Source organism: Helicobacter pylori SA37A (assembly GCF_000476015.1).
GTDB classification, from domain to species: domain Bacteria; phylum Campylobacterota; class Campylobacteria; order Campylobacterales; family Helicobacteraceae; genus Helicobacter; species Helicobacter pylori_DB.
In genome coordinates, this window is record NZ_CBOO010000004.1 from 35,361 (window position 1) to 61,697 (window position 26,337).

At 38.3% G+C, this 26,337-nt stretch carries 28 protein-coding genes, 4 tRNA genes and 1 pseudogene; 13 read left to right on the forward strand and 20 right to left on the reverse strand.

The features are described from left to right. Positions 1-18: 18 nt before the first annotated feature. Positions 19-585, forward strand: a complete 567-nt coding sequence (locus tag QT76_RS03175) for a hypothetical protein (protein WP_033616562.1) — start codon at positions 19-21, stop codon at positions 583-585. A gap of 2 nt (positions 586-587) precedes the next feature. Here QT76_RS03175 and QT76_RS03180 read toward each other — a convergent pair whose 3' ends face one another. Then, on the reverse strand, positions 588-1,244 hold the full coding sequence (locus QT76_RS03180; RefSeq protein WP_033616563.1) for a CinA family protein: 657 nt from the start codon (positions 1,242-1,244) through the stop codon (positions 588-590). A 10-nt stretch (positions 1,245-1,254) separates the two neighbouring features. Then, positions 1,255-1,869, reverse strand: a complete 615-nt coding sequence (gene recO, locus QT76_RS03185; protein ID WP_033616564.1) for a recombination protein RecO — start codon at positions 1,867-1,869, stop codon at positions 1,255-1,257. 80 nt (positions 1,870-1,949) lie between these two features. Here recO and accD point away from each other — a divergent pair, with 80 nt between their 5' ends. The 3 genes from accD to QT76_RS03200 are packed head-to-tail and all read left to right on the forward strand — an operon-like array spanning position 1,950 to position 4,308. Next, entirely contained in the window at positions 1,950-2,819 is an 870-nt protein-coding gene (gene accD, locus QT76_RS03190) for an acetyl-CoA carboxylase, carboxyltransferase subunit beta (protein ID WP_033616565.1), read from the forward strand. 13 nt (positions 2,820-2,832) lie between these two features. Next, on the forward strand, positions 2,833-3,285 hold the full coding sequence (rlmH, locus tag QT76_RS03195) for a 23S rRNA (pseudouridine(1915)-N(3))-methyltransferase RlmH (RefSeq protein ID WP_001203881.1): 453 nt from the start codon (positions 2,833-2,835) through the stop codon (positions 3,283-3,285). 9 nt (positions 3,286-3,294) lie between these two features. Then, on the forward strand, positions 3,295-4,308 hold the full coding sequence (locus tag QT76_RS03200; protein ID WP_033616566.1) for a LapA family protein: 1,014 nt from the start codon (positions 3,295-3,297) through the stop codon (positions 4,306-4,308). Positions 4,309-4,706: 398 nt separating this feature from the next. Here the strand turns inward: QT76_RS03200 and QT76_RS03205 are convergent, their stop codons facing one another. From QT76_RS03205 to QT76_RS03230, 6 genes are all read right to left on the reverse strand, one after another. Continuing rightward, complete coding sequence (locus tag QT76_RS03205) at positions 4,707-5,069, reverse strand: hypothetical protein (RefSeq protein ID WP_033616567.1); 363 nt, start codon at positions 5,067-5,069, stop codon at positions 4,707-4,709. Positions 5,070-5,386: 317 nt separating this feature from the next. Further along, positions 5,387-6,877, reverse strand: a complete 1,491-nt coding sequence (locus QT76_RS03210) for a Na+/H+ antiporter NhaC family protein (RefSeq protein WP_033616568.1) — start codon at positions 6,875-6,877, stop codon at positions 5,387-5,389. Between the two features lie 125 nt (positions 6,878-7,002). Further along, a tRNA-Ser gene (locus tag QT76_RS03215) sits at positions 7,003-7,090 on the reverse strand. 47 nt (positions 7,091-7,137) lie between these two features. Beyond that, positions 7,138-7,212: transfer RNA gene (locus QT76_RS03220), tRNA-Cys, on the reverse strand. 73 nt (positions 7,213-7,285) lie between these two features. Further along, positions 7,286-7,372: transfer RNA gene (locus QT76_RS03225), tRNA-Leu, on the reverse strand. Between the two features lie 41 nt (positions 7,373-7,413). Further along, positions 7,414-7,488 (reverse strand) — tRNA-Gly (locus QT76_RS03230). Between the two features lie 315 nt (positions 7,489-7,803). On the opposite strand from QT76_RS03230, the gene QT76_RS03235 reads away from it, so the two are divergent. The 8 genes and pseudogenes from QT76_RS03235 to QT76_RS03270 all read left to right on the forward strand — a co-directional run bounded on the left by QT76_RS03235 (position 7,804) and on the right by QT76_RS03270 (position 16,909). Beyond that, positions 7,804-8,181 carry a RidA family protein gene (locus QT76_RS03235; protein WP_000665820.1) on the forward strand — a complete coding sequence of 126 codons (378 nt, stop codon included), beginning with the start codon at positions 7,804-7,806 and terminating at the stop codon, positions 8,179-8,181. Between the two features lie 22 nt (positions 8,182-8,203). Then, positions 8,204-9,436 carry an NAD(P)/FAD-dependent oxidoreductase gene (locus QT76_RS03240; protein ID WP_033616569.1) on the forward strand — a complete coding sequence of 411 codons (1,233 nt, stop codon included), beginning with the start codon at positions 8,204-8,206 and terminating at the stop codon, positions 9,434-9,436. Between the two features lie 40 nt (positions 9,437-9,476). Continuing rightward, on the forward strand, positions 9,477-10,829 hold the full coding sequence (locus tag QT76_RS03245) for an alanine/glycine:cation symporter family protein (protein ID WP_033616570.1): 1,353 nt from the start codon (positions 9,477-9,479) through the stop codon (positions 10,827-10,829). Positions 10,830-10,835: 6 nt separating this feature from the next. Continuing rightward, on the forward strand, positions 10,836-11,969 hold the full coding sequence (gene alr, locus QT76_RS03250; protein ID WP_033616571.1) for an alanine racemase: 1,134 nt from the start codon (positions 10,836-10,838) through the stop codon (positions 11,967-11,969). Between the two features lie 65 nt (positions 11,970-12,034). After that, positions 12,035-12,802: an amino acid ABC transporter substrate-binding protein gene (locus QT76_RS03255; protein WP_033615070.1), complete on the forward strand. Its 768-nt coding sequence runs from the start codon at positions 12,035-12,037 to the stop codon at positions 12,800-12,802. Next, on the forward strand, positions 12,786-13,499 hold the full coding sequence (locus QT76_RS03260; protein ID WP_033615081.1) for an amino acid ABC transporter permease: 714 nt from the start codon (positions 12,786-12,788) through the stop codon (positions 13,497-13,499). Before QT76_RS03255 ends, QT76_RS03260 begins: the two co-directional genes overlap by 17 nt. Before the next feature lie 63 nt (positions 13,500-13,562). Further along, a pseudogene (locus QT76_RS03265) lies at positions 13,563-15,272 on the forward strand (DUF262 domain-containing protein). A 254-nt stretch (positions 15,273-15,526) separates the two neighbouring features. Next, a complete protein-coding gene (locus QT76_RS03270) occupies positions 15,527-16,909 on the forward strand; it encodes an MFS transporter (RefSeq protein ID WP_033616572.1) in 1,383 nt (460 codons plus the stop codon). 161 nt (positions 16,910-17,070) lie between these two features. On the opposite strand, the gene QT76_RS03275 is transcribed toward QT76_RS03270, so the two are convergent. The 11 genes from QT76_RS03275 to recR all read right to left on the reverse strand — a co-directional run bounded on the left by QT76_RS03275 (position 17,071) and on the right by recR (position 24,829). After that, positions 17,071-17,313, reverse strand: a complete 243-nt coding sequence (locus tag QT76_RS03275) for an outer membrane beta-barrel protein (protein ID WP_033616573.1) — start codon at positions 17,311-17,313, stop codon at positions 17,071-17,073. A gap of 89 nt (positions 17,314-17,402) precedes the next feature. Then, on the reverse strand, positions 17,403-17,888 hold the full coding sequence (locus tag QT76_RS03280) for a GNAT family N-acetyltransferase (protein WP_033616574.1): 486 nt from the start codon (positions 17,886-17,888) through the stop codon (positions 17,403-17,405). Positions 17,889-17,898: 10 nt separating this feature from the next. Next, positions 17,899-18,654, reverse strand: coding sequence for a 7-carboxy-7-deazaguanine synthase QueE (locus QT76_RS03285; protein WP_033616575.1), 756 nt, complete (start codon positions 18,652-18,654; stop codon positions 17,899-17,901). Between the two features lie 2 nt (positions 18,655-18,656). After that, positions 18,657-19,259: a 6-pyruvoyl trahydropterin synthase family protein gene (locus QT76_RS03290; RefSeq protein WP_033616576.1), complete on the reverse strand. Its 603-nt coding sequence runs from the start codon at positions 19,257-19,259 to the stop codon at positions 18,657-18,659. Position 19,260: 1 nt separating this feature from the next. Then, positions 19,261-19,920, reverse strand: coding sequence for a hypothetical protein (locus QT76_RS03295; protein ID WP_033616577.1), 660 nt, complete (start codon positions 19,918-19,920; stop codon positions 19,261-19,263). Continuing rightward, positions 19,917-20,720 (reverse strand): 5'/3'-nucleotidase SurE, encoded by an 804-nt coding sequence (gene surE / locus QT76_RS03300; protein ID WP_033616578.1) that lies wholly within the window; start codon positions 20,718-20,720, stop codon positions 19,917-19,919. The genes QT76_RS03295 and surE overlap by 4 nt, the downstream gene beginning before the upstream one ends. Then, positions 20,717-21,628, reverse strand: a complete 912-nt coding sequence (locus QT76_RS03305; protein ID WP_033616580.1) for a polyprenyl synthetase family protein — start codon at positions 21,626-21,628, stop codon at positions 20,717-20,719. The genes surE and QT76_RS03305 overlap by 4 nt, the downstream gene beginning before the upstream one ends. 15 nt (positions 21,629-21,643) lie before the next feature. After that, positions 21,644-22,186 carry a GTP cyclohydrolase I FolE gene (gene folE / locus QT76_RS03310; RefSeq protein WP_000426968.1) on the reverse strand — a complete coding sequence of 181 codons (543 nt, stop codon included), beginning with the start codon at positions 22,184-22,186 and terminating at the stop codon, positions 21,644-21,646. Beyond that, entirely contained in the window at positions 22,187-23,119 is a 933-nt protein-coding gene (gene htpX / locus QT76_RS03315; protein ID WP_033616581.1) for a zinc metalloprotease HtpX, read from the reverse strand. Beyond that, on the reverse strand, positions 23,106-24,251 hold the full coding sequence (truD, locus tag QT76_RS03320) for a tRNA pseudouridine(13) synthase TruD (protein WP_033616582.1): 1,146 nt from the start codon (positions 24,249-24,251) through the stop codon (positions 23,106-23,108). The genes htpX and truD overlap by 14 nt, the downstream gene beginning before the upstream one ends. After that, positions 24,248-24,829, reverse strand: a complete 582-nt coding sequence (gene recR / locus QT76_RS03325) for a recombination mediator RecR (protein WP_001099587.1) — start codon at positions 24,827-24,829, stop codon at positions 24,248-24,250. Before recR ends, truD begins: the two co-directional genes overlap by 4 nt. A 115-nt stretch (positions 24,830-24,944) precedes the next feature. Here recR and QT76_RS03330 point away from each other — a divergent pair, with 115 nt between their 5' ends. After that, entirely contained in the window at positions 24,945-25,151 is a 207-nt protein-coding gene (locus QT76_RS03330) for a 2-hydroxymuconate tautomerase family protein (RefSeq protein ID WP_033616583.1), read from the forward strand. A 59-nt stretch (positions 25,152-25,210) separates the two neighbouring features. Here QT76_RS03330 and QT76_RS03335 read toward each other — a convergent pair whose 3' ends face one another. Then, positions 25,211-26,317 carry an outer membrane beta-barrel protein gene (locus QT76_RS03335; RefSeq protein ID WP_033616584.1) on the reverse strand — a complete coding sequence of 369 codons (1,107 nt, stop codon included), beginning with the start codon at positions 26,315-26,317 and terminating at the stop codon, positions 25,211-25,213. Between the last annotated feature and the right edge of the window lie 20 nt (positions 26,318-26,337).

Genomic DNA, 26,337 nt, shown 5'->3' on the forward strand with positions numbered 1-26,337 from the left:
AGTTTAAGGAGTGGTATTTTGTTTAAAAGAATGGTTTTAATCGCTCTTTTAGGGGTGTTTTCAAGCGTTTCATTAAGCGCTAAGAGTCTTTTAAGAGATGATGGGATTTTAGTCTCTGATTTAAAGGGCATGAAATCAGAGCTATCTGATGCTCCTGCTTGGGTTTTTGAAGACCCTAAAGTCCCCTACGAAGAAATGGGCGTGGCGTATATCCCTGTTAATAACAAATATTTAGGGATTGAGCAAGCGACTTTAAACGCTAAATTGAGCCTGATCGTGGTTTTTCATGAAATCATGTTGAAGTATAAAAAACGCTTCATGGAGCAATTCCATGAGTCCGAGCAAACGGCTACGAATGTCAGCTACGCTATCTATAATTATTTAGCGACTAAGATTCAAGTAGCCTACACTTACACGAATTTAAAATCGGAGGTGGCTGTGGTGAAAATCAAGCTAGTGGGTTGCCAGATTGAGCAAATCAAAAGGTATTTAAAAGCGAGCGTTGAAAACCTTAACGATAATGAAATCGCCTACATCGCTAAGGTCGCTCAAAAAGAATTCGGTAGCGTTTGCGCTTTAAGGTAGTTTTATAGCATTCTAGCGAGCATGTTTAAGGCATGCTCTACGCTTTTATTTTGAATGCTTTCTCTGTTCCCTTCAAAAAAACAACGATCAATGAAGGCTTGAGATCCTAATTTTTGCGCACCAATATAAATCGTGCCTACAGGATTAGCCTTACTCCCCCCATTAGGGCCAGCCACCCCACTAATCGCCAACGCTAAATCCACTTTAAAATTGAAAAACACGCCTAGTAGCATTTCTTTCACACACTCTTCGCTATAAACCCCAAAGACTTTTAAAGTCGTGGCATTGACCTTCAATAATTCGCACTTAACCTCTTCATTGTAACACACAATACCCCCCATAAAAACCGCTGAAGCCCCGCTAATGGAAGTGAATGCATGCGATAATAACCCCCCAGAGCAGCTTTCAGCCACCGCAATTTTTAAATCTAAAGATTTCAAGCGCTCTATTAAAGCGTTTGCGCTTTTTTGGTTATCGTCTAATTCCACAATATTAGAATTAAAAAGCGTTTGAAGATAAATTCTCGCTTGTTTTGTATTCTCGCCTTTTAATTCAATGCAATCTTCTTTGACTTGAGCGGTAAGATTCAATCGTTTCAATTCTTTTTCAATCAAAATAAAACCGCTCTCATTATCCATATTCAAAAATTTAAATTTCATTTTTAACCTTTTAAAACCCTAAATTCAGCGTGCGCCATAATTCTTCCACTTCTTCTAATTCTAAATCAATCGTGCTTTGAGTGCGAAAAAAAGCTTGGATTTTTTCTAAATCTAAGCTTTTAGCTTTCAAGCAAGAGGGGTGCGCTAAAATAAACCCTTGCGCTAAAGCGACAGAACGCTCTAATTTTGCATCGCATAAAAAACAAGAATTGTAACTTTGCAAGCGCCCTTCAAAATTCAAAAGCGTTGCATACATTTCTAAAATCACTCGTAAGGGGTGCTGTTTGGAGAGTTTGCTAGCCCCATCATCTAAAGTGTCAAAATAGATGCTATCCAAAGAATGCACGCCTTCTAAATGTTTGAATAAAAGAGTGCAAAAGCGTTGCCAAAAAAACAAGCGCTCCATTTCTCTTTCCCAAATATAGCCTAAATGCAAAATATTCCTTAACTTGGGTAAAAACTTATCATCGTTTTCTTCTTCAAAATCAATTTTACGCCCCACATTCAGCACGCTGTGGCGTTTGCCATAGAAACGATAGAGGGTTTTGAGCTGGTTTTTGGTTAAAACGCGCACGATCAAATCTTCATCTCTTATGCTTTGTGTTTGTAAAAGAAACCCTTGCATCACTACTCTTAAGCTAATTTGGTTTATTATAAGCAAAACTTGGATACAATCCTAGAAAAACTGCAAAATTAAGGAAAAACATGGGATTTGCAGATTTCTTTAAAAATTTTAAGATCAATAAATTGCGGACAGCACCAAGTAAGGAAGAACAGCCAAGCCATTGGGTGAAATGCCCTAAATGTTATGCGTTAATGTATCATAAAGAAGTGTTTAGTAAATACAGCGTGTGTTTGAAATGCCATTACCATTTCCGCATGAACGCGGCTGAAAGGATTGAATTTCTATGCGATGTGGGGAGTTTTGAAGAGTTTGACAAGCATTTACGGCCTAATGATCCTTTAAATTTCGTGGATAAAGAGAGCTACAAGCAACGCATTAAAAAATACGAAAAAAGGACTAACCGCCCAAGCTCAGTGATCAGCGGTGAGGCTAAAATCAACCGCATGCCTTTGCAGATCGTGGTGTTTGATTTTAGCTTTATGGGGGGGAGTTTAGGCTCTGTGGAGGGTGAAAAGATCGTAAGAGCGATCAATCGCGCGGTCGCTAAAAAAGAAGCGTTGTTGATCGTTTCAGCGAGTGGGGGGGCTAGGATGCAAGAATCCACTTATTCGCTCATGCAAATGGCTAAAACGAGCGCGGCTTTGAACCGATTGAGTGAGGCCAAACTCCCTTTCATTTCGCTCTTAAGCGATCCCACTTATGGGGGCGTTAGCGCATCTTTTGCGTTTTTAGGGGATTTGATTATTGCAGAGCCAGGGGCGATGATAGGTTTTGCAGGGCCTAGGGTGATTAAGCAAACTATAGGGGCGGATTTGCCTGAGGGCTTTCAAACGGCGGAATTTTTATTAGAACATGGCTTGATTGATATGATTGTGCATAGGAAGGATTTGAAAAAAACTTTGAGCGATCTCATCGCTATGATGACGCATAAGACTTCAAAGATTTTTTAAAGTTTTAACATTGATGCGTTGCGTGGTGTATTCTATCGCTAAAAGTTCGCCCCTAGAGTTAGTGAAAATCTATCAAAAGCAATGCAAGCGATTTGATTGCGAGTTGGAATTAGTGGATTTGTTCCCTAAAAATACCGCCAACGCTCAAAAAGTTTCTAAAGAACTCGCTCAAAAAAGCTACTCTCTAGCCTTTGAGCCGTATTTAAACCCTAAGGCAAAAAACATTGCTTTACACCCTAAAGCTCAAAGGGGCGATAGCTTTGCGTTTAGTAAAATGTTAGAGAATCATCTTAATATTAATTTTTTTATCGCTGGAGCGTATGGGTTTGAAGAAAATTTTTTAAAAGATTGTCAAGCTTGGAGTTTGAGCGAGATGACTTTTAGCCATGAAGTGGCTAAAATTGTCTTATGCGAGCAAATCTATAGGGCTTTAAGCATTATTTTTAAGCATCCATACCACAAATAGGAGGTGCGCATGCGTTTTTACATTATCTTTACATTTTTGTTTATTGTGGGTTTTGGTGTGTTTGTTTATAGTATTGATCCGCAAGCTTATGCCTTCAATTTAGGGAGCTACAGCTTTAATCTTCCCATTGCGGTATGGCTTATGGGCGTTTTGGGCATGTTCGCTTTTTTTTCATGGGTTTTTTTATTCAAGCACAATCTCAGCCATAAAATCCGCTTATACCATGAAAAAAGGGATTTTGACAAATTGCTCAAACAAATCCTGTCTCAAGACACCCAAAAGACTTTTTTAAAAACGAAATTTAAAAGCGATCTCGCTAAAAACCTCTCTCAAATCTTAGCCCGCTATGATTTAAAGGCTGATTTAAACACGCCAAGTAGCGGGTGCGAAAAAGTGGATAACCTTTTTAAACATTACCACAATATAGAAAACAACACCCTTGAGCCTAAAGATCACGCTAAACATTCGTTGGCTTATGAGCATGCTTATTTTTCTAAACGCTTGAAGGCTTTCATTCATAACGATTTAAAAAACGCCTTTGAAGTTTTAACAAACGCGCAAATCCCTTTGGAATTACGCCGCTACGCTTTTATAGAAATCGCCCAAAAAGGCAGCAAAAAAGAGGTTTTAAAGGCTTTGAATGCGATGCAAGAGAACTTGGATAAAGAGTGCGTGAAGTCTTTTTTAAAAGCCTTTTTTGAAAAATCCTTAAACACAGACACTTTAAAAATTTCAGAGCTTTGCAAAAAGGTGGGTTATGATAAGAATGATTATTTACAGCTTGCGCAAAAAGCGCAAAAATTTCTCGTCCCTGATCAATGGTTCCAGTTTTTTGAGATTTTAAGCCAAGAAGACGATAAGGCGCAAAAAGCCTTTTTGTTCGTGTTGTTAGAATTAGAAATGAATGATCTCGCTAAGGAGCATTTAGCGGTTTTATCTTTTGAAGAATACATGCTTTTAAACGCTTATATGGATTTGAAACAAGAGCATAAAAAAGCCTATAAGTTAGAAGCGTTTTTGTAGGGGGCTTGTTTGGCTTCATGTTTTTAGGGCAGATAAAAATAGATGATTACAAAAAATTCAAGAAATGGGCTAATAGAGTCGTTTTTAGTGCCAAATGATAAGAGAAAAGACGCTAATGCTTTAAACCTTGATGAAACTAACCCTAAAAGAAACAATTAAAGCCAAAAATAAGCTATAACTACGCCATAAAAAGTTTTAGTAACCCGTATTTGATGAAAACAGAGCTTTTTTATTTTTCTTTTATGAATTTTATCCGTATTTTAAAAATACTTTGCTCAATCACTACAACAAAAGAGTTTTAAGAAGATTTAAAAAAGGGCTAAAAAATAAATTTGTGCTTTTGAAAGATGATATTTTAAAAGATGATAAGGGTATTAAAGAATACCCCAAATAACGCTTTAAAAACGCACCACCATAGTGGCCATGTATGAGCCTGATTTGAAGTTGCTAGGAGCGCCTTCGGGCAATTTGATATGGAAATACTTTTGACAACCATTAACCGCTTTTTCATAATTTTTAGTGAAAGAATGATGATGGCGGTTTTCCAAAGGCCCTTTCATGTGCTTGCTCATTGACGCAGAATGCTTTAATTTGACAAACAGAAGCAAGTTTTCACCGAACAACGATTTCATCGTGAAAACGAACGCTCGTTTATAGAATGTCCGTTTGTCAATATCAATCCCAATAATCCCACTTCCAGCCGAATAGACTAAAGGCTTTGAATACAATCTCAGATCATCGCCATTCAAAACGCTTAACAAAATCCCTAAACCTATTAGTGTCCTAACCCCATTTTTCTTTCCTTAAGATATAACATTATCCGTATGTTTAACAGATAAGGAAATTTAACCTAAAACACCTTAATGGTTGATTAAAAAATTAAAAAAAATGTATTTTTTAAAAAAGCGTTACGATTTAGAGATTTGTGGAGATTTTTATAATTGATGGTTATTTTTGAATAATTTTTTTAAATTGATTGATAATGAGATAAGACTCTTTTTCAATCCAATAGGGATTGCTAAAACCTTATTTTAATTTTAAAAAATGGGATTTTTAAATTTTTAGGTCAATGCCCAATTCAAGTTTTTAGATTTTCACCATACAATCTTTTTAAAAGATAAAATACCCCCACAAGCAAAGCCACACCGATTAAAAGCGCGAGCGAGTGAGAATGCATAAAACTTGCCACCCCCAAACTCACCGCACTGCAAAGCATCGCAATAGTCGCATAAGGGAGTTGCGTGATGAAATGGCTTTGCACCGAACACCCTGCCCCTGCAGCCGATAGTATAGTCGTGTCAGAAATGGGGCTTGTGTGATCCCCATAAACCGCCCCAGAAAGGATCGCTGAGACAATCAAAATAATATCGCTTTCATTGGCCATGCCCGCTCCAATGGGCAGCATGATCGCAAACGCCCCCCAGCTTGTTCCAGTAGAAAAGGCGATAAACCCAGAGATTAAAAAAAAGATTAAAGGCATGTACACGCCCCCTCCACTATTTAAAAATCCCTTGCTGATGTGGGCCAAGTAAATCCCCGTTTGAGCGTCATCTCTAATCACAGGTCCAATAGCCCAAGCGAGCGTTAAGACTAGTATCGCTGGCCCCACACTCTTAAAGCCATCCAACATGAGTTTAAAAAAACTCCCTTTTTCTAAAAACCTATAAGCTAGAAGATAGGTAACAATGAGTGAAAACAGCCCCCCATAAAAGAGCGAAAAACTCGCATCAGTATTTTTTAAGATCACTCCTGTATAAAAAATCAATGATGAAATGGACACGATCAATAATAAAATAGAAAGGGGCAACAGGCTTAAGGGGGCTAGTTTTGAAGAGCCTTCTTCTTGTTCGCTATAAAAATCCTTCACGCCTATGTTTTGATACTTTCTCATGCTAGGGAGGTTGATTTGCCATAAAATGGTGAGAAACACCGCAATGAGTGCAAAAATCGCATAATAATTACTGCTCAAGCTTTGCACAAGCACCGAAAAACTATCTTTTAATAAGGGCGAGCTGTCGTTATTCATGATCCCCATAATATACGCCCCCCAGCTAGAAATGGGGACTAATAAGCACACTGGCGCTGAAGTGGAATCTATGATATAAGCCAAGCGCTCTCGTGTGGAGTTATGAGCGTCGTTTAAAGATTTTGAGATTTGCCCCACGGTTAGGGCGTTAAAATAATCATCTACAAAAATAATAATGCCTGAAAAAAAGGCGATAAATTCGGGGGTTTTGGCGTTTTTTGAGTATTTTTTAGCTTTTTTGACAAAGTTCTGCACGCTACCGGATTTTAAAATCACCTGGCTTAAGACGCCTAAAAAGATTAAAAATCCAAAAACATAGAGGTTGGAAAGATTGAAATGAAGCCCTTTTTCTGGCTCGTAAGTGTAAAAAACGGAAGTGATTTTATGATAAATATATTCTATAAGTTGAGAAAGGTGTAACGAATGCATTAAAACAGCACTCACTAAAATGCCCACAAACAACGAGAGCGCGACTCTTTTAGTGAAAACCACCATTAAAATAACGCTAAGAGGAACAATAAGGCTTAACGCTGACAATCCCACCGAATAAAATCCTTTAAACTAATCTTTAAATTTCAATTAAAAGAGACAATCAATATTCACAAAATTCTTTGTTAAAAGAAGAGATGAATTTGCCAAAACAAATCGCTTAAAAGATTTTAATCAAGTGGCCGGGAGAGAGGGATTCGAACCCCCGGAGGTATGACCCTCAACGGTTTTCAAGACCGCCGCTTTCAACCACTCAGCCATCTCCCGCTATTTTCATAAAAGTCCCTTGCAAAAGTCCCTAAATGACTACAATATGGAGGCGACACCCGGATTCGAACCGGGGAATCAAGGTTTTGCAGACCCATGCCTTACCACTTGGCTATGTCGCCTTAAATTTAACAATAGCACATCTATTGAGATAACAAAATCAAACCATGTTTAATTTGGTTTAATTTGCAACGATGGTGCCCAAAGCCGGACTTGAACCGGCACGGTATTGCTACCGAGGGATTTTAAGTCCCTTGTGTCTACCAATTCCACCACCTGGGCAAACTAAATAGAAACCATGCTCTAGAAGTTAAATCAAAATATGGAGCGGGAAACGGGGATCGAACCCGCGGCCCCGACCTTGGCAAGGTCGTGCTCTACCACTGAGCTATTCCCGCGCTCTTTATTCAAAAAGACGATTGTTATTGTATCTAAACTCAATAATAAAAGTCAAGGGCTTATGAAAAATTTCAAAACTGATTTTAAAACCAATCAAAAACAGCCAAAACCCCTTTTATTTAAAAAATGAACAATAATGTTTTGAGTTTCCATTCAAACAAAACCCGTTTAAGAATTTCTAAATATGGGTAAAAAATATACAATACCTTATAATAAGATGAAAATTCATGGCGTTTTGCGCTCATTTTTTATTTCTTTTTAATTTGATTGCATAATAATAGCTGACATAACACATCATCATAGGAGTTTCAATCATGAAAGAAGTCATTCATTCAACGCTAGCCCCAAAGGCTATAGGCCCTTACTCTCAAGCTATCGCTACTAACGATCTTGTTTTTGTCTCTGGGCAATTGGGTATTGATGTAAGCACCGGCGAATTTAAAGGCGCAGATATTCATTCTCAAACCACGCAATCCATGGAAAATATCAAAGCGATTTTAAAAGAAGCTAATTTAGGGATGGATAGCGTGGTTAAAACGACTATTTTATTGAAAAGTTTAGACGATTTTGCGGTGGTGAATGAAATCTATGGGAGCTATTTTACAGAGCCTTATCCGGCCAGAGCGACCTTTCAAGTGGCTAAACTGCCTAAAGACGCTTTAGTAGAAATTGAAGCGATAGCCATTAAGTGATCTTATTAAAGGGACTATCAGCATGAAAAAAGAAGTCGTGGTAATCGGCGGTGGGATTGTAGGGCTTTCTTGCGCGTATTCTATGCACAAGTTAGGGCATAAGGTTTGCGTGATTGAAAAAAGCGATGGTGCTAATGGCACTTCTTTTGGGAATGCCGGGCTCATTTCTGCGTTTAAAAAAACCCCACTCTCATGCCCTGGTGTGGTGTTAGACACCCTAAAGCTCATGCTCAAAAACCAAGCCCCTTTAAAATTCCATTTTGGGCTTAATTTAAAGCTCTATCAATGGATTTTAAAGTTTATGAAAAGCGCGAACGCCAAATCCACGCACCGCACCATGGCGTTGTTTGAACGCTACGGGTGGCTGAGTGTTGATATGTATCATCAAATGCTAAAAGACGGCATGGACTTTTGGTATAAAGAAGATGGGCTTTTAATGATCTACACTCTAGAAGAAAGTTTTGAAAAAAAGCTTAAAACTTGCGATGACAGCGGCGCTTATAAAATCCTTAGTGTGAAAGAGACCAAAGAATACATGCCCATTGTTAATGACAATATCTGCGGGAGCGTGCTTTTAACCGAAAACGCGCATGTGGATCCGGGCGAAGTGATGCGCTCTTTGCAAGAATATTTACAAAATGTTGGCGTGGAATTTCTCTATAATGAGGAAGTGGTTGATTTTGAGTTTAAAAACAACCTTATTGAGGGCGTTATCACGCACAAGGAAAAAATCCAAGCAGAAACAATCATTCTAGCCACTGGGGCTAACCCCACTCTCATTAAAAAAACCAAGAACGATTTTTTAATGATGGGGGCTAAAGGTTATAGCATCACCTTTAAAATGCCTGAAGAGTTAAAACCTAAAACCTCTTCTTTATTTGCGGATATTTTCATGGCAATGACCCCACGAAGAGACACTGTAAGGATCACTTCTAAACTAGAATTAAACACCAATAACGCCCTCATTGATAAAGAGCAAATCGCTAACATGAAAAAGAATTTAGCCGCTTTCACGCAGCCTTTTGAAATGAAAGACGCTATAGAGTGGTGCGGTTTCAGGCCCTTAACCCCTAATGATATTCCTTATTTAGGCTATGACAAACGCTATAAAAACTTAATCCATGCCACAGGGCTTGGGTGGCTTGGCATCACTTTTGGCCCGGCCATTGGTAAAATCATCGCCAATTTAAGCCAAGACGGAGCGAATGAAAAAAATGCCGATATTATGCTGTTTTCTGCATTTTTTAGGGATTAAGGAATTTCTTTTTTAAACCCTAGTTTATTAAGGAGTTTTTATGGAAACGATTGATTCGGTGGTGCGTTTATTATCTAATTTGGTGTGGGGGATTCCCATGCAAATTTTATTAGTAGGCACCGGCTTGTTTTTAACCTTTTATCTTAGGGGTTTGCAATTCAGTAAGATTTTTTATGCGATCAAAGTCCTTTTTGACAAAGAGTCCCAATCTAAGGGCGACATTTCACAATTTTCCGCTCTCATGCTCTCTTTAGGGGCGACTGTAGGCATTGGGAGTATCGTAGGCGTAGCGACTGCTATCAGCATTGCAGGGCCAGGAGCGGTGTTTTGGATGTGGGTTACCGGGCTTGTTGGCATGGCGACTAAGTATTCTGAGGGGATTTTAGCGGTGAAATATAGGGAAAAAGGGGCGTTTGGATACAATGGAGGGCCTATGTATTATATCAAAAACGGCCTTAACATGCCCAAACTCGCCATGGCGTTTGCGATTTTTACGATTATTGCAAGCATTGGCACCGGTAACATGACGCAATCTAATGCGGTTTCTTCCATTTTGAGCGAACAAGCGAACTTGCCTAATTGGGTTTCAGGCTTATTGCTCACCCTTTTAACCGCTTTCATTGTCATAGGGGGGATCAAATCCATTGGTAAATTCACTTCTTACTTAGCTCCTATCATGGTGCTTTTATATTTGATCGCTATTATTTATATTATTGTTAGCCATTTTGATTTAGCCCTTCAAGCGATCAAACTCATTTTTGAAGAAGCCTTTAACCCTAAACCCGTTGTGGGCGGAGCGAGCGGTGCGTTGGTAGCGACGATGATAAAAACCGGCGTGGCTAGGGGGCTGTATTCTAATGAAGCGGGGTTGGGGAGTTCAGCCATCATTGCCGCAAGCGCTCAAACGCACCACCCGGTGCGCCAAGCCTTAGTGTCCATGCTCCAAACTTTTATTGTAACCTTAGTGGTGTGTTCGGCGACAGCGAGCGTGATTTTAATGGCGCCAGAATACAACACCTTGCTCCCTGATGGCACGAAAATGAGCGCTAATTTGCTCACCCTAAAAAGCACGGAGTATTTTCTAGGCTCACTAGGGACGGTGGTGATTTTTTTAACCATGATCTTTTTTGCCTACTCTACAATCATTGGCTGGGCTTATTATGGGGAAAAATGCACTGAATACGCCTTTGGTGAAAAAAAGGTTAAATATTACCGCTTGATCTTTTTAGCGAGTGTCATGGTAGGGGCTATGGCTAAAATTGATTTTGTGTGGAATTTAGCGGATCTTTCTAACGGGCTTATGGCTATCCCTAATTTGATCGCTTTGATTTTGTTGCATAAAGTGGTTTATTCTGAAACTCGTTGGTATTTTAGCAAGCATTCTAACAAGTAAGACAACATGTTAAAAAGGGCGAGTTTTGTAGAAGTGAACACCCATTCTTTAAGGCATAATTTTAGCGCAGTCAAAAGCATTGTCCCTAAAGACGCTTGTATCATGGCGGTTGTCAAGGCGAACGCTTATGGGGCGGGGGCGATCAAAGCGAGTGAAATTTTTTTACAAGAAGGGGCTAATTATTTAGGGGTAGCGACCTTAGATGAAGCTTTAGAGTTGCGTTCTTATTTTTCTAAAACCCCTATTTTGATTTTAGGTTATAGCCCTAATTCTAACGCTTCCATGCTGATTGATAACGATTTGAGCGCTATGGTTTTTAGCTTTGAACAAGCGGAAGTTTTTTCTCAAATGGCTTTAAAATCTCAAAAACGCTTAAAAGTGCACATCAAAATTGATACCGGCATGCACCGCTTGGGCTTGGAGCCTAATTTTAAAAGCATAGAAACCATTAAAAAAATTCGCGCTTTAAAAGGCTTGGAAGTAGAGGGGATATTCACGCATTTAAGCAACGCTGATGCTAACATTAAAACCCATGCTAAAAACCAAATGAAAGCCTTTAACGCTTTTTTAGAGCAGCTTTTAGAACAAAAAATAGAGTTTCAATACCGCCATGCCTATAATTCCGCCGGTATCCTTTCTTTGTGTAACGGGAATGAAAATCGTTTGTTAAACCTCTATCGCCCAGGCATCATGCTCTATGGTTTTTACCCCTCTAATGAAATGAAAGAATCATGCCCAACCATCTTGAAAAATGTTATCAGTTTAAAAGCTCAAATCGTTCAAATCAAACGAGTCAAAAAAGGCGAGTTTGTTGGCTATGGCAAGCATTTTTACACTAATGAAGAAACTTTAGTGGGTGTTTTAGCGCTAGGGTATGCGGACGGGTTAGCGCGCGCTTTGGGCAATCGCATTCAAGTCGTAATCAATAACCAATTAGCCCCCTTGATCGCTAAAGTGTGCATGGATCAATGCTTTATTAAGCTTAATGGCATTGAAGCTAAAGAAGGCGATGAAGTCATTTTGTTTGGGGATAAAAGCACTAGGGCTAACGATGCAAACGAAATCGCCACGCTTTTAAACACCATTCCTTATGAAGTCATCAGCACCCTATCCAAACGCTTGGAGCGCGTTTATGTGTGAAACCAAACCATGCAAATTTTATTTTGTGTTAGAATGCGTGAAAAAAAATTAGGATTAAAATACCAATGAAAAAAGTTTTATGCTTGATAATAAGCCTTTTTTGGAGTTTTTTGAACGCTTCTAGCTTGTATGAAAAACTTATTAATAAAGAAACGATCAGCGTTGGCACAGAGGGCATTTACCCCCCCTTCACTTACCATGACAAAGAGGGTAAGCTCACCGGCTATGATGTGGAAGTGGCTAGGGAGCTGGCTAAAGAGCTTGGCGTGAAAATCAAATTCCACGAAACTTCATGGGATATTATGCTCACGGGTTTGAAATCAGGGCGTTTTGATATGGTCGCTAATCAAGTGAGTTTGACGACTAAAAAACGCCAAGCGACTTTTGATAAAAGCTTGCCTTATAGCTATTCAGGCACGATCATGCTCGTTAGAAAAGATGAGAATCGCATTAAAGACATCAAAGATATTAAAGGCTTAAGAGCGGCTAACACTTTAAGCTCCACTTATGGGGAGATCGCTTTCAAATACGACGCTCAAATCGTTTCAGTGGATTCTATGGCACAAGCGTTGTTATTGGTGGCGCAAAAACGAGCCGACTTGACCTTAAATAGTTCTTTAGCCATTTTAAACTACATCAACACCCACAAAAACAACCCCTTTAAAATCGCATGGGAATCCAAAGAAAAAGATGGGGGCGCTTCCTTTGTCATTAACAAACACCAAGAAAAAGCCCTAGAGCTTATCAACCAAGCGATGCAAAAATTGATCAATAAAGGGGTTTTGAAACGCTTGGGCGAACAATTTTTTGGAAAAGATGTCAGCCAGCCCTAATTTGTCTTTGTTTTTTGAATCTTTAGATTTGAGCAAAGAGCGTTTGGAATTACTATTAGAGGCTTTTTACCCCATGCTAAAAGCCGCTTTTTGTATTTCTTTGCCTTTAGCGGTTATCTCTTTTATTTTGGGCTTATTACTCGCTGTTGTGGTAGCGCTCATTAAGATCGCACCCCCTAAACGCCTTATTCATAGGGCTTTATTAGCGGGCGTGAATTTCTATGTCTCACTCATCAGAGGCACGCCTTTATTGGTCCAAATCGTGGTGGTGTTTTATGGTTTGCCCGCCCTTGGGGTGTATATGGATCCAATCCCGGCAGGCATCATTGCATTTTCCTTTAATGTGGGGGCATACGCTTCAGAGACTTTAAGGGCGAGCTTTCTTTCTGTCCCTAAAGATCAATGGGATTCAAGCTTGAGTTTGGGCTTGAATTACTTGCAAACCTTTTGGCATGTCATCTTTTTTCAAGCGCTCAAGGTCGCCACGCCCAGTTTGAGTAATACTTTCATCAGCCTTTTTAAAGAAACTTCTTTAGCGTCTGTAGTAACTATCGCAGAGATTTTTAGAATCGCGCAGCAAAAGGCTAACGCTAGCTATGACTTTCTGCCTATTTACTTAGAAGCCGCTTTGATTTACTGGCTTTTTTGCTTGGTTTTAGAGGCCATTCAAAGGCGTGTGGAGAAAATCTTAAATTAAAGTTGGCTCAATCTAATATTTGATTATAATACAGCCTAAAAAATACAAGATAAGGAAATTCCCATGGGTGTGTTTTTGGATAAGAGCATTAAAAATGTAATAAATGAATTGAACGTGCGTTATTTTTTGCCTGACATTCAGCGTGAGTATGTGTGGCTCAACAAAGCCGATGAAAAAAAGATAGAGCAACTTTTTGACTCCATTCTCAGGGGTTATCCTATCGGATCTTTTTTATTTTGGAAATTACAAAAAGAGGATATAGCCAAGAGCGACGAACAAGATAATAATAAACTCAATTTCCAACTTTATCAATTCATTACAAACTACGATGAGCGAAAGCCCCACAATGAAAAAATCCGTATTGAACAAATCAAGCGCGATGATTTGTCTATTGTCCTAGATGGCCAACAACGCTTGACCTCGCTTTATATCGGGCTTAAAGGCACTAGAACGCTTAAAAAAAAGAAAGCTAGAAACGATAACCCTAACGCTTATGAAGAGAAGCGTTTGTATTTGAACTTGAAACACCAACCAAACATGGATAATCCAGAAGACAATTACCAGTTTGAATTTCATGCAAAAACGCCTGAAAACGATAAAAAACATTGGTGGTTTAAGGTGGGGGATATTTTAGAGTTGGAAAATGTTTGGAATTATGCAGAAGAAAATGGTTTAAAAGGTGAAGTATTGAAATTACTAGAAAAGCTAAACAAAGCTTTTCACGATAAACAACTCATCTCATATTTTGAAGAAACAGAAAAAAATCTTAATAAAGTTTTAAATATCTTTATCCGTGTCAATAGTGGTGGGGTCAAGTTGAGCCTTTCCGATTTATTGATGTCTATTTTGACAGCAAGCTTTTCAAGCGATATTAGAGAAAAAATGAATGAGCTAGTGGATGCCTTAAAAGACAAAGGCTTTTCAAACATGGAGCGAGACCAGGTGCTAAAAACCTGCTTGCTTCTCATTGGTAAAGACACTACTTTTGAATTAAAAAATTTTAATAAAAAGAATATCAAAGAGATTGAAGAAAATTGGGAAAAAATTACAAAAAGCATCTATGACGCTGCAGAACTATTAGAAACTTCTGGTTATGCCGGCTATTTGGGTTCAGCTTATATTCTATCCAGTTTAGCTTATTTTTACTATAAAAATGACAATCAAAAAATGGATGAATGTGGTGAATATCAAGCTCTAATTTTTGTCCGTAACGCTCAAATCACGAGTTATTTCACTCCTTCAACGGATACAAAATTAAACAACATAGCCAATAGCATGAAGGGTGCACAAACTTTTGAATCATTCAACCACAATTTAGCCAAACACCAAACATGTCCTTTAAAAATCACTAACGATGCTATAGAATAAATGATGTGTTCTAGTAGCCATGCTCGAGTCTTTCCTATTTTACAAATCTTATACCCACACCTGAACTGCAAAACCACCACTTTTCATATAAACCATATTTATCCAAAGTCTAAGTTTAAAAAGGAAAATAAAAAATTGGATAAAGATTTCTATGAGTGTGGGAATCATTTATATAACCTCCAACTTTTAGAAGGTGCAGAGAATATTGCCAAAAAGGATAAAGACCCTGAGGTGTGGCTCAAAGAAGAATATAAAGATAATCAACAAGCCATAGAAGAGTATAAAAAAAGAAACTATATTGACCCTAATTTAAAATTAGAATGGGAAAACATCAAGGAATTTCGTGAAAAAAGAGAAGAAGCTATCATTAAAACATTAAAGGAAGTGTTATTACCCAAGTTTTAATAGGAGTGTTTTTGTGGCTGATAGAATCAAGTAAAGCGTTTTGACAAAATGGGTAAACAAAATTTAAACTCGTTTAAGTCATGCTTAATGATAAAAAAGATAGAATGAATCACTTTTTGAACGCTAATAAATTTCATTTACTGCTTATTATCTAAAAAATGCCGTTAAGGTGTAAGGTAGCTATATTAATTTTATCAACATTAGTTTCAAAATGAAAAATTAAAAGGGCGATAGCCTTAGTGAAAGGATAATCAATAAAACATTTAGGCAAAAAAGAGATAAAAACCTTAGGGTTATCTTCGCTTGGCGGGACTTTAGAATTTTACGATTTTATCATCTTTGTATTTTTTACAAGCATCATTGCCAAGCACTTTTTCCCAAACACGCTCAGCCCTATTTGGTCTGAAATCAACACTTATGGTATCTTTGCTGCAGGCTATCTGGCACGCCCGCTTGGCGGCATAGTGATGGCCCACTTTGGGGATAAATTCGGTCGTAAAAACATGTTCATGCTCTCTATTTTATTGATGGTGATCCCAACCTTTGCGCTCGCTTTGATGCCAACTTTTAATGATTTGGTGGGTTTTGGCGTTGATAGCATGGGACTTAGCCTAAAAAACGCTCATTATCTTGGTTACATAGCTCCTGTTTTTTTGGTGTTTGTTAGGATTTGCCAAGGCGTCGCTGTGGGTGGTGAATTGCCTGGCGCTTGGGTTTTTGTCCATGAACATGCCCCACAAGGCCAAAAAAACACTTATATCGGTTTTTTAACCGCTTCCGTAGTTTCTGGGATTTTGCTTGGGAGTTTGGTTTATATGGGGATTTACATGGTTTTTGACAAGCCTGTTGTTGAAGCTTGGGCTTGGAGGGTTGCCTTTGGGCTTGGAGGGATTTTTGGTATCATTTCTGTGTATTTGAGGCGCTTTTTAGAAGAAACTCCTGTTTTTCAGCAAATGAAGCAAAACGATGCCTTAGTCAAATTCCCGCTTAAAGAGGTGTTTAAAAACTCTCGCTTTGGCATATTAATCTCCATGCTTATCACTTGGGTTTTAACCGCTTGTATTTTGATTTTTATCCTTTTTGTTCCCAATTTTACCCTTACGCATCCTAATTTTCATTTCACTCCTTTTGAAAAAACCTATTTTCAAATTCTAGGGCTTGTTGGTATTGTAAGTTCTATTATTTTAACCGGGTTTTTGGCCGATAAAATCAAACCGCACAAAGTTTGCATGGCTTTTAGTGTGGCCTTTGGCTTTTTTGGCTTTTTATTCTTTAAGGAATTTTATTCTAACGCGCCAAGTTTAGTCAATACCATAGTTTTATACTTTTTATCTTGCTTTTGCGCAGGCATTATGAATTTTTGCCCTATTTTTATGAGCGATGTGTTTAGCGCCAAAATCCGTTTTAGCGGGATTTCCTTTGCCTATAACATAGCCTATGCTATAACCGCCGGCTTTACCCCTCAACTTTCAAGCTGGTTAAATGCAAAAGCTATAGCAGCGCCTGAAAGCTTGCAAAGTTATGGTCTAAGCTTTTATATTTTTGTGGTTGCTTTAATCGCTTTTATCGTATCGCTTTTAATGGCACCAATTTACAACAAATCTAATACCCAACACGAAGTGTCGCCCACAGCATGAAAAAAGTGCAAACCTTTGAGTGATTCAATCAAAACTTAGCCGATAGCGTTAGTGGGTTTTGGTGATGATAAAATTTTTTCGTTTTGGATCTCATTTTGTTGTAAAACTCTTAAGGGGGTGGGGGGATATTATATTCCCCTCTGCGATCTCATTAAAATCCCCTAACCCCTATTTTTATTGGAGTAAGTGGTGATGAAATCCAATAACAAATCTATCCCCCCACCATAGCTCAATTGCTGGACTTTCTCACTGCTCGCTTTAGCGTAATTGTATTTGATGATGCCATAATAAGCCAACCCTATAAAATCATTAAAGTAGTTTTGATAGCCTATTTTAGCGTTAACCCCTAAAATAGGGCTTCTAAAACTCTGTGAAGTGCTTGAAAAACAAAATTTTAAAAACAAGCGTTTGTTTTGGGGTTTATTTAGCGTTAATTAGGCTGTGTTAATCAAAGTTTGATAGTTAAAAGGCGTGTGTCAAATGGATGCACCAATCAAGACAAAATCTTTTCCATAAAAAGAGTGGGGAAAATCAAAGTCTCTTCGCCCAACTCCACCATGCAATCCTCTTCTTTGATACGCACAAAACCTAGCTTTTGATAGAGGTTGCATGCCTTGATTTGACTCTTGCTCACATGCAGAGAGATTTTAGTATAGCCTTTAATAAAAGCGTATTTCTCCACGCTCTCATAGAGTTTTTGACCCAGCCCTTGAGATTGATAAGCGCTATTTATGTGGAATTTGCACAGCTCGGCTTCTGTTTGATTGATACGATTAAGCCCACAAATCCCAATGAGCTTTTTATCCTCTCTCATTTCAAAAAATTCCCCGCCATGTTCGTGCAATTTTTGAACGAACCCGCTAATACTGGGCAAAAGATCCAAGCGTTGGATAAACCCTAAAGGGTTGTCAGCGATGCGTTCAGCATAGAATTCTTCTAATTCAGTGGGGTATTTTGGCGAAAAAACTTTGATGGTCATGATTAACTTTTTAAAACCCTTTTTGATTATCCCACAAGCGGATATGAAGCCTATCGCTCAGCCTAAAACCATGCTCTATGGCTAGGGGGGCTAGGGTTTTTAGATTTTTGTCTAGCTCGTTGTTATTTGTGCCTAAGGGCATTAAAAAGATTTCATTATTTTTTAAGGAGAGTCGTTTCAAAAGGTTTTGAATTTCTATAATAGATTGAGCGGCGTTTTGACTCTCCAATACGAATTTAAAATGCACGCTTTTAGCGTTATTTAAGATATTTTGCAAGGCTTTAAGATGGATCCGCTTGCTTTCTTTCTCTAAAGAAAAAGAGAGTTTGACGCTCAGGGTGAAATGCAATTCTTTTAAAATAGGGCTAAATTCAAAAAAAATAGAGCCGTTACTCTCTACACATAAAGGGATTTTTTGGCGATAAAAATGCTCTAAAACGCTCAATAAAATAGGGTTATTAAAATACAAACTTGGCTCCCCGCCTGTAAGAATGAAATCAAAATCCTTATAACTAGGGGCTAAATCCTCTAATCGTTCAATCAAGGGTTTAGGATCGTTGTAATAATCCCAAGATGTTTTGAATTTAGGATGCACCGCATACAAACTATCGCAACCTGTTAGGATTTCATCATTGAATGGGGTTTTACAATTAAAGCCCTTGCATGAAAGGTTACACCCTCCTAAGCGCAAAAAAAGACTGGGTTTGCCTATCCTTTGGCCTTCACCTTGTAAGGAAAAAAAGCTCTCAACGACCGGGAGTTTCATTTTTAAGGGATCTGGTGTAAGGGTTTAGCGTGGAAAAAGCATTGTTCTTCATCGCTAATGATTTTATTGAAAAAATCCTTATCATGCCACAAATTTTGAATGCCTTGCGAGAAAGAGATGCAATTTTGATGCACTAAAGATTTAAAGTGTGGGTTTTCTAAATCTTTTAAAAAGCTTTCCGCGTAGCCGTTTTTAGTCTCATGCACGCGCACGCTAGAAACCTTTAACTCCCCTTCATTATTAGAAAAAACGCTTTTTTGTAAAATCCTTGAAAGGTAGTATAAAAACATGAGAGCGTAACTCTCCGCGCTCAAATTAAACGAGCATTTCACATAACGAACGCAATGATTTTCTATAAAACGCTGAAACTCATCGCTTTCTTTGTCCCAAAAATGATGGGCATGATCAAAGGAGTTTATAAAGGTTTGCATTTCTTGTTGCATCAGCCCAAAATCTAACGCCATGTTTGCGCTATCCAAGCGGTTGGTTTCAATAAAGACTTCCACTTCATAATTATGCCCATGGATATTTTGAGCGCATTTTAAAGAAGAGCAATTGCGCACCACATGGCTAGCGCAAAATTTATACAATCGCCTGATAACCATTTCATTGCCTATAACATGGCTGATAAAGGGGCAGTCTTAAATTATAGTAGTAGCGTTCAGGGCGGTTAAAATCAATGCGCTTGATCGTGCTTTTAATCAAATCCCTATACAGCATTTGATAGCCGCAAGTCCTCCCGCTCACGCTCCCATCCACATATAAAACCCGTTTTTGCAGCACCACATCATACCAATCTAAAATAAAATGCGAATTAGCGCTCATTAAAATTTGCTCGCTAAAGCCATTGATAGCGTAATAATCCGTAGGGGTTTGGGAGCAATAAAACTGCCCCCCAAGAAAATAACAAGGTTTATTGACCTGATCAATCAGTTGGTAATTGTATTGATAAAACGGCACAGCCGAGATATTACGGACAATGCGCGCATAGATCACATTTTTGGCTTTATCTAATGGGAATTCCGCTTGCGTGAAGACGTTATAAAAGCCTAATTTTTGCAATTCATAAACAATCACATTGATATAATAAGAAGTCATCGCATCGCTTCTGTCATAAGCCACCACGATAGTGGAATTATAGTTGAACAAATAATCCCCTGTAACTTCTGAATAATACCCCATGTGCAAGCGGTGCTGACATGCATTAAAGAAAAAAAACACCCCAACAATTAGCCCTAAAAAAGCCAAGCGGTGATTTCTATTCACTTTAACATTCCCTCATGCCAAGATTCCAAGCTTTTTAGATCATCATAACTGGTTAAGTCTAAATTTAAAGGCGTGATAGAGGCATGGTTTGAAGCAATAGCGTCAAAATCAGAGAGTCTGTTTTCATTTTCACGCTTTTGCCATTCTAAGGGGTGTAACCCTAGCCAAAAATAGCTTTCATTCTTGGGGTCTGTGCGCTTATGCACTTCTTTTTTATACAACCTATAGCCCTTAGGGGTGATGCATTCGCCCCTATATTCTTGTAAGGAGCAATTAGGGACATTCACATTTAGGAGTTTGCGCCCTTTTAAAGGGTAGCCGTTTGTGAAAATGTTTTGGACTAAATCCTGGATGATCTTTTGAGCCAGATCAAAACTTAAGGGAGTGTTTTTATTTTTGTTAGAAAGGATTTGAGAAATCGCAATGGAAGGCACGCCTTGAATAGTGCCTTCAATCGCTCCGGCCACCGTCCCTGAATAAATCGTGTCTTCGCCCATGTTAGATCCAAGATTGATCCCTGAAATCACCAAATCAAAACAAACATGTTTAAAAAGCTCATTGATCGCCAAATACACGCAATCGCTTGGCGTGCCATCATCAATCCTGTAATGCCGGCCTTCTTTGCCTTTAATTTTCTCCGCTCTCAAAGGCGCGGTGATCGTGATGCATTGCGAGCATGCGCTTTTTTCATGCTTGGGGGCGACCACATAGATTTCTGCCATGTTTTCTAAAGCTTGTTCTAAAGCTTTAATGCCTTTTGCATGGTAGCCATCATCGTTGGTGAGTAGAATTTTTTTCATGTTTTGCCTTTAAATAGAGTGTTCAATAATGCGTTTAAATTTTCTTGCAATAAAGGATAAGCGGGTTTTAGTAGGTTTAAATCGTTTAAAACCTCTGTTTTTAAAGTTTGAGCGTAATTATTCGCCCTCTCTAGCCCCAATAAATTCACAAAGCTGTTTTTAGCGCTGTCTAAATGAGTGGTTTTACCGCTTTCTTTTTCATCTTGCGTAACATCTATAATATCATCTAGCACTTGAAAGCAAAGACCCGTTTTTAACCCAAAAGCCTGAAGCCATTTAAAAAGCTCTTCATCTTTAACACCGCTCGCAACAAGCCCCATCATCAAGCTCGCGCTAATCAGTTTAGCGGTTTTATGCTCGTGTAAGAAAGTGAGCTGCTCTAAATTTAAGGGCGTGTTTTCAAAATAGCAATCCAAAGCCTGCCCTAAAACCATGCCTTTAATCCCCCCATTAGCGCTTAAGATTTTGACTAATTCCACAATGATAGGGCTTTCTAACAAAGCGTTTGAAAGCAATTCAAAAGAATAAGTGTTGAGCGCATCGCCGATTAAAACGGCTGTGGTTTCATCGTATTTAGCGTGTAAAGTGGGGTGGTTTCTCCTTAAAGCGGCGTTATCCATGCAAGGCAAATCGTCATGGATGAGCGAATAAGTGTGCAAGCATTCAATGCTTAAAGCGATTTTAAAATATTCTGTTTGCTGGTTAGAATAATCTTTTTGACCCACTAAAGCGCAAAGCACGGCTAAAAAAAGCTTAGGGCGGAACCTTTTACCCCCATTAAGCACCATTTCAAAAAAGGCTTTTTCCAAATAAGGGTGGAAGCTTTCAAGGTGTAAATGATGGTTTTTTAAAAAGCTTTCAAAACACTCGCACTCATTATGATAAAAGGATAAATTAGGGCTATTCATGTGTAGAATTATAACCTAAGATTTTAAGAGTTGCATAAATTCAGCTCTGGTTTTAGGGTCTTTTTTAAAGAGGCCTCTTAGAACGCTTGTTTTAATGATCGCGTTTTGCTTTTGCACCCCTTGCATGCTCATGCACAAGTGCTTGGCTTCACAAACCACGATCACGCCCCTTGGCTCTATGATCTCATCAAAGGTTTCTGCAATTTGAGTGGTCAGCCTTTCTTGGATTTGTAGGCGTTTGCTATAAATTTCAATGAGTTTGGCGATCGCGCTAATGCCTACAATCTTTTCCTTAGGGATATATCCCACGCTAATATTCCCAAAAAAAGGGAGCAAATGGTGCTCGCAAGTGGAGTAAAATTCAATGTTTTGAGCCACTATCATTTCATCGCAAACGCCTTGAAAATACGCGCTTTTTAAAGCCACTCTAGGGTCTTCTTTATAGCCTTTATACAAGAATTTCCATAATTCTTGAACCCTTTTAGGCGTCTCTTTCAAGCCTTCTCTATTCTTATCTTCGCCGATATTTTCAAAAAATTGGTTGAAAAAATTTTCCATTTAAATCACACGCTTTCTTAAGGATTGGATACGATTTTTAACGCTAGGGTGGGTGCTAAACATTTCAGCGTTAAAAAGATAGGCCGCTGATCGGGTGGAGTTCTGATCTATGCCCTTGTAATCGTTGTTCGCGTAGTCGTTAGAAATTTTTTGTAAGGCTCTAATCATGGGCTTATTGTCATGCATTAAAAACGCCGCCCCGCTATCGGCCATGTATTCTCGTGTGCGACTCAAATACATTTGCAAAATAAGCGTTAAAAAAGGCAAAACGATCTGTAAGAGTAATAAAATGATTCGGGCTAAATTCGCCCCACTATTCTTGCGATTCCCCATGAAAAAATACACGCTAAAATTAGCTACTAACAGCATGATATTGCTTAAAATCCCCACGCACATGGTCAAGCGGATGTCGTTGTGCCGTATGTGGCTGAGCTCATGAGCGATCACGGCTTTTAATTCATCTCTATCCAACCTTTCTATTAAAGCGCTTGTAAGAGCGATAAGGGAATTAGATTCATCCCACCCGCTCGCAAAAGCGTTCATATAGGGGGCGTTAATGATGTAAAGCTTAGGCTCAAAATGAAGCTTAGCCTCTTCTAAAAGCTCTAACAAAAGGCGATGGATTTGATTTTCTTTAGAGCTTAAAACCTTGCTTTTATCAATAAGCTTGTATTCATCACCGCTTAACATGATAGAGCTAAAATTTTGGATACAAATAACAATAATAACAAAAGCCACTAAAAACATGACAATAGTGATCGTAGGAAAAATTTGAAAAGTGATGAGTTTAAAAAGGGCTATGCCTAAATCATTAGCGTTGATTCTAATAGCATCCACTAACAACCCAATAAAAGCAAAAATCACGCAATAAGTGGTTAAAACCGCGTTCGTTTTGAGCCTGTTTTGCGCGATAATCTTTTCAAAATTCGTCATTATTTTCTCCTTTCTCATGTTTGATTTCTTTGAGCAACGCGCTCGCATAACTCCCTTTAGGCAAGTAAAATCCCAATTCAAATTGCGCTTTTTCTTTGATGTATTGAGAAGTTATATTTTCTAAAAACACCCAAAAAAACCGCCTGGATCCTAGCGTTTTAGCATGGCTATTTAAAAGGTTATGCTGGAATTCTTTTTCAATTTCTAAACTCAAATTTTTTGCATAAAGAGCTTTTTTGCCGTCTAGTAACCCCGTAGGCACAGCTTCTTTTTTCAAAAACCTTTCGCTTTCTTTTTCTAATTTTAAAGCGTCAAAAAATTTCCCATAAGGGTAATGGCACATCACATCGCCTTCTAGGATTTTAAAGGGGTGGGCTTGGTTTTTAAGGGCTTTTAGGGCGCTTGAATGGACGCTTAAATTTTTTTGTTTAAAAAATTCTAAATTTTCTTTGACGCTAAAATCGCTAATGATTTTACTGATTTCTAACCGTTTGCTTAAAAGCGCGTTAAACAAATAACTTTGATAGCTTGAAATTAAAAAAGCGCTTAGTTTTTGGTGGGCGAATTTCGTTTTATTTTGTAAGATTTTTAACCCTTCTTTGTGGTTATCATTGAACTTCCCGAAGCGTTGCGAGCCAAAGTAATTAGGCATGCCAAACTGCGCGATTTGTTCTAAAACTTGCTCAATCTTTTGAGCGTTTAAGGGGGTCATTTTTTTAAAACGCATAAAAAAGCGATTCCCTTTTAAATGCCCTAATTTGATTTTATTATGATGGTAATTCAAAGACAGGATTTTAAGGTTTCTTTCTTGCAAATTATGCGTATTTTTTTCTAATAAAGGGGCGTATTTTTTAGGGAGTGAGATGAATTGAGTCGTCAGCGCGTTTTTATCTTTCAAGCCCGCATAACCCAATTCAGCGATTTTTACCCCTAAAATTTGAGAAAAAATGTGAAGCATTTCCAAAGTGCTTAAACCGCTTTTCCTCACTTGAATAACGGCATGTTCGCCTGTGTTGCTAAATTCATACAAAGGCACTTCATGCACGCAAAAATCCCTAGCGCTAGAATTGAAATGAAAATCAATGCTCGCATGGTTATAAGCATGCAATAGGGGCATAAAATTTAAATTCATGCTTTGATCCTTGAATTAAACGCCCTTGAAAGCGAGACTGAGTCAATGTTTTCAAAATTCACTCCAGTAGGCACGCCTTGAGCGATTTTAGTGAAAGTGAGGCGGCAATGTTGCAATTTATCTTCAATATAGAGCATTAAAGAATCATTCGCCAAAGTGGGAGGGAAAGCAAAAATGATTTCTTTAATCTTTTCTTTAACCAAGCGTTTTTCTAGGGCGTTAAAATCCACATTTTCTATGGAATTTAGCACATGATAGCGCCCTAAAAAGTCCTTTAAATCTTCTAAAATAAACACATCTCTTGGGTGTAAAACCATGCAAAGCTGGGAATTTTGTCTGCTTTCATCAGAGCAAATCTCACAAATTTCACTCTCGCTGAGCGCGTTACAAGATGCGCATGTTTTAAGATTTTCTAGGGCGTTTTCTAAAGCGTGCGTGAGCTTGAGCGCTAGAAACGGGTTTTCCAAACCCAAATGATACGCCATTTTAAAGGCAGATTTTTTACCCACATTGGGGATTTTTTCTAAACAATCCACTAAATTTAAAAAGTGGTTCAAGCTATTTTTATAAGTATTCATTTTGTTAGTATATCCAACTTGAGTTGAAAGAGATTAAAAGGGCTTTTATTGTTTTTAAAAGAGGGTTTAAGGTGAAAAAGCGCTATAATACGCTATCTCAATTTTAAGGAATAACATGCCACTTATCAATATCAAGCTTGTGCCAGAAAATGGAGGGCCAACAAACGAGCAAAAACAGCAATTGATTGAAGAGGTTTCGGATTTGATGGTTAAGGTGTTAAATAAAAATAAGGCTTCTGTGGTGGTCGTTATAGATGAGATTGATCCAAATAACTATGGTCTTGGAGGCGAGAGCGTTCATCATTTGAGGCAAAAAAACTAAAGAGTCTTTAAAGCTTAAAGGTTGCGGTATGCCAGCCTTTAAAGGGTGCTTGTTTTCCCCTAAAAATTATAAACATAACTCACATTAAACACCACAAGGCGTTTAAAAAAAAGCGAAGTGTTTAACCCTTTGCCATGCGTTTCATAAAAGGAATTGATCGCTAAAGGGATCTTTAAGCCCATTTCAAAGCCGTTATGCCTATTGACATTCACACGAATCCCCAAATTCAAAGAGATTTGAAAAAAACTCGTGTGCATTTTAGCTTGATAACCAGTCAAATAATTGTTGATAAAACCCGTTTGACTCACCCACATGCTCAAACCACTCCCCACCCAAGAACTCCCCGCTAAAGCAAATCCTGCATAAAAACCCACGCTAGAATGTTTTTTTTCGTTGTCAATGAAATTAAAAAGATAGTCTATCCCAAGCCCATAGAGGTGGTTATTCATTTTACCTAAACTAGTAACGCCATTACCCACAAAACCAAAATTAGTGTAGCCATAATCATAGAATAAGTAATAGCGAAACCCTTGATTTTTTTTCTTAGTAAAGAAATGCTTATACCCCACGCTCAAACCTACCCCATACATGCTTGAAATGTTTTTAGAATAACTGGTGGGATCAAGCGCGTTTAAAGAGTTAGAAATTTCAGCGATTTGAGAAGAAAGCGAAGAAAGGATGTTGTTTTGAGATTGAGCGAATTGTGATTCTAAATTTTTTAAGTTTTCTGCCAATTCTAAAGGGTTAGCGGCGGGTTCTTGCATTTTTTCTAACGCTTGAACTAATTTAGGGTTAGATGGAGCGCTATGGCTAAGCACCACTATTTTTTCAATCCCTTCAAGGGTGGATTGGAGGTAGTAAGCTTCAGCTTGCATTTCAGTGGGGGTTAGTTTGGAATGGTTTTTCAAAGCGTTGTTGATGTAGTTAAAGTTATTGGGCATGTTTTTAACTTGACTTTTAACTTGATTGAGTTCATTGATTTGGTTTTGAGCGTTAGAAATGGTTTTAATGCGTTCTTGATTTAAAAAAGGGTTGTTATGCTCAACTGCATGTGCAATGGAATATTCAACGCCCACGCTCGCATACGCCCCATTTTCTTCAGCGCTGCAAAAAGATAAAAATAATAAGGGTAAAGATAAAGGAAATAAGGTTTTTTGAAATTGCATGGGTGATCCTATTATGAATT